Genomic DNA, 2,846 nt, shown 5'->3' on the forward strand with positions numbered 1-2,846 from the left:
TGTCGACGTTGATGGAGAGCTTGTAGCCGAAGTAGCTCTTGCCGTGTTTCTTGGTCCAGGTGGCGTCGAGGTCCTTCTGGCGCCGCTTGGCGGGCTTCCAGCCGGCCGGCATCGCGCCTTGCTCGATGAGCGCTTTCTCGCCCCGGCTGTTGTGCTGCTTGGGCGCCGGCACCAGGGTCGCGTCGATGATCTGCCCGCCCCGGGCGATAAAGCCCTTCTTGAGCAGCTGCGCCGAGACGCCGTCGAACAGCGCCTTCGCGCCCGCTTCGCCGATGCGGTTCTCGAAGGTCCACACCGTGGTGCGGTCGGGGATCTTCGTCGCACTCTCCAGCCCGCAGAAGCGCTTGTAGCTCATGCGATCAAGCATCTGGTACTCCATCTGCTCGTCCGACAGGGTGTACAGGCGCTTCAGAACCAGGATGCGCACCATCGTCTCGGTCGGATACGCCGGGCGGCCCCCCTGGGGACTGACCGGCCGCGGTGCAATCCGATCGACATCGGCCGCCAGTGCCGCGAAGTCGATGTACGACTCGATCTCGGCAAGCGGATCACCAAGGGTGTCGATCTTCTTGCGGTGGTGGTCGTTAGCGAACAGGTCGGTCTTGATGGCGCTACGCGGTTTCATCGGGGTAGATGGCAACGGGGTTCAGGACGGCAGAATTTTACCAAGGAGCGGGTGGGGCGAGGTTTTTCGAGGCGCCCACCAGTCGATATTGGTTGACTGATTGCCAACCGGCTTCAGCAGCGGGAATTCAGGACAAAGCACAATGTACTGTCCGCTCAAGGCGTCATCCTCTTCGAGCGTTGCCGTCAAAACATCGGCGAGAAAGAAGCCCAGCACAGGGCCAACTGCGCGCTCCACCTGCACTTTGGGGACGTGGCAGCCTTCGAGGATATGAGTCATCAGCTGGCTCACGAATTCGGTTCGATCGTTCATGTTCATCCGTGACTAGGTTTCAAAAAGAATCACTACTCACGCACCCCACCATTCGCCATCCTCCCTGAAGCGGACGTTGGCGAACTGGCGGGGATATTCTTCTGGCACAAAACTGTGTATGGGAACCAGCTGCTTCGGTGACAGCGCCTGAGCAAAACGCTGCAGATCGGCAGGGCTGGCATGACCCGACGTATGCACGTAAGAGGGCTCGATGCCCGCTCCAGCCAGCCAGTTCAACCATTTCTGACTTGCATCCTCCTGCAGATAACCGGGCCACTGAGAATAAATGAAGCGCGCCTGACCGAGAACGCCTGCCGCATCGAGGTCATCCATGTGCAGGGGACGAAACAGCAGGACGGACCTGGAGGCCAATCCCGGCAATGCCTCGGGATAAATGCGGTTCGACGCGTGCCGTTTGAGCAGATCGAACGCCTGCATTCTGACGATCTGCCGACGCTGCCGTTCGGGCGTAAACAGCGCGACGCCCGGCCAGTCTGACTGCGGAATACTGGCATTCTCCGTGGCTTCGAGAATGGCCGCCGTGTAGAGGTCAATGATCAGCGTCCGCCCCGTCCGCTTGCAGGCACGGTAGAGCGTCACCATGCGGTCGATGTTCTGCGCGGAGGCATAGATCATCGCCAGCCCTGGCGTGGCCTGAAAATGCTCGACCAGTTGTTTTTCAAGGTCGGCCTCGGAAGGAAAGGCGTCTTTTTCGCCCACCCGCGACAAGGTCGTGCCTTCCATCAACAGCACATCAATGCCCTCGGGAGGCCGTTGCAGCACAGCCTCGAACAGCCGCCTCTTGCGTCCGTGTCCGCGAAAATCCCCACTGTAGAACAGGCGCTTGCCCCCCGCCTCGATCAGCAAGGCGTAGGCATCGTAGGCGGAGTGATCCACCAGATAGGGCGTGATGCAGAAGGGGCCTATGCTCACAGGGACTTGATCCTGAAGATCAAAGCCTTCGAGCGCAGGAAGCGGCTGTCCGGTAAAGGGCGCCGCGGCCTTGATGATCCGGCGGGCTGCAGCACCGATACAGACGGAAGTGGCGGGCTGCAGGTGATGCAGCAGGCCGTAATGATCGACGTGCGGATGGGAGATGATGACGGCCGCGAGGTCGTCAGTCCGTTGCGGTAGCAATGAACGATCATCCGAAGCCCCGTCGAGCGGCAGGCCGAGGTCGAGAAGAATCCGGACTCCCTCGTGCTCCAGCTCGATGCAGCTGCCGCCGATTTGCTTCGTACCCCGGTGAATGCAGACTCTCATGCGACTCCTTGAAACGTTGTCTCTCGTAGCGAGTATTCAAATCAGCGAGCCAGAACTTAACTTGGAACTACCCAAAACGGGGCTCGAGTCGCTGGACCTACTGCAGGAGGGGAGAGTAAAGCTTCGCCACGTAGAAGGTGGCGACGTAGATGAACTGGCGCGGGCGGGGCTGGTCACGGTCTCGGAGAAGGTGCTACCGGGCCATGGCCGGATGAAGGAAGTTCGAGCTACCGCGCAGCGCATCAGTCTGATGGCGGAAGTGGCCTGACGGGCACACCAAGCTGGACCGTCTGCTCACGTTCTGGTCAGCGCTCCGTCAAAGCCGGTCCAATCAGATCCCGATACGGGGACCGCTGGAAGCAGAGATGCGCCTTCACCGGCCAAGGACGTTGTTTTACCTTCAGTGGCTTGGAGAGATCGCGGGGCTGCCCGATCGCGGCCGCTCGACGTTTTCGATTCCCATCGCCCGCTCCACATCGGATTCCCGCAGGTCGTTGATCTGCAAGCAAAAAGGCCAGCCTTAGAACTTATCCGTAAATTATATTGACCTTCAAAGGCACCTTGCGAAACGCGATGATGGCGGCCGCGAGATGGTTGAGTGCAACGAAGCTCCTTTCGAGCTTTTCGTAGCGGACCAATAGCTTGC

Annotated in this window: 4 protein-coding genes and 1 pseudogene; 1 reads left to right on the forward strand and 4 read right to left on the reverse strand. The window is 60.1% G+C overall.

The genetic code is table 11. The features are described 5' to 3' along the window. From PHD22_RS16855 to PHD22_RS16865, 3 genes are all read right to left on the reverse strand, one after another. On the reverse strand, window positions 1-625 hold a 625-nt coding region (locus PHD22_RS16855; protein ID WP_299869590.1), incomplete at its 3' end, for an IS5 family transposase. A 21-nt stretch (window positions 626-646) separates the two neighbouring features. Continuing rightward, window positions 647-937 carry a hypothetical protein gene (locus tag PHD22_RS16860; RefSeq protein ID WP_299869592.1) on the reverse strand — a complete coding sequence of 97 codons (291 nt, stop codon included), beginning with the start codon at window positions 935-937 and terminating at the stop codon, window positions 647-649. Between the two features lie 36 nt (window positions 938-973). Then, entirely contained in the window at window positions 974-2,200 is a 1,227-nt protein-coding gene (locus PHD22_RS16865; protein WP_299869594.1) for an MBL fold metallo-hydrolase, read from the reverse strand. Between the two features lie 61 nt (window positions 2,201-2,261). On the opposite strand from PHD22_RS16865, the gene PHD22_RS16870 reads away from it, so the two are divergent. Further along, the gene (locus PHD22_RS16870; protein WP_299869596.1) at window positions 2,262-2,468 is read left to right on the forward strand and encodes a hypothetical protein; all 207 of its coding nucleotides are present in this window, start codon (window positions 2,262-2,264) and stop codon (window positions 2,466-2,468) included. 259 nt (window positions 2,469-2,727) lie between these two features. On the opposite strand, the pseudogene PHD22_RS16875 reads toward PHD22_RS16870, so the two are convergent. Further along, window positions 2,728-2,846: pseudogene (locus tag PHD22_RS16875) on the reverse strand (IS5/IS1182 family transposase); the annotation flags it as partial.

Source organism: Zoogloea sp., assembly GCF_028693495.1.
Lineage (GTDB): Bacteria > Pseudomonadota > Gammaproteobacteria > Burkholderiales > Rhodocyclaceae > Zoogloea.

Coding starts and splice junctions, on each gene's coding strand:
- PHD22_RS16860 (WP_299869592.1), bottom strand. CDS start 937: ATGAACGATCGAACCGAATTCGTGAGCCAGCTGATGACTCATATCCTC.
- PHD22_RS16865 (WP_299869594.1), bottom strand. CDS start 2,200: ATGAGAGTCTGCATTCACCGGGGTACGAAGCAAATCGGCGGCAGCTGC.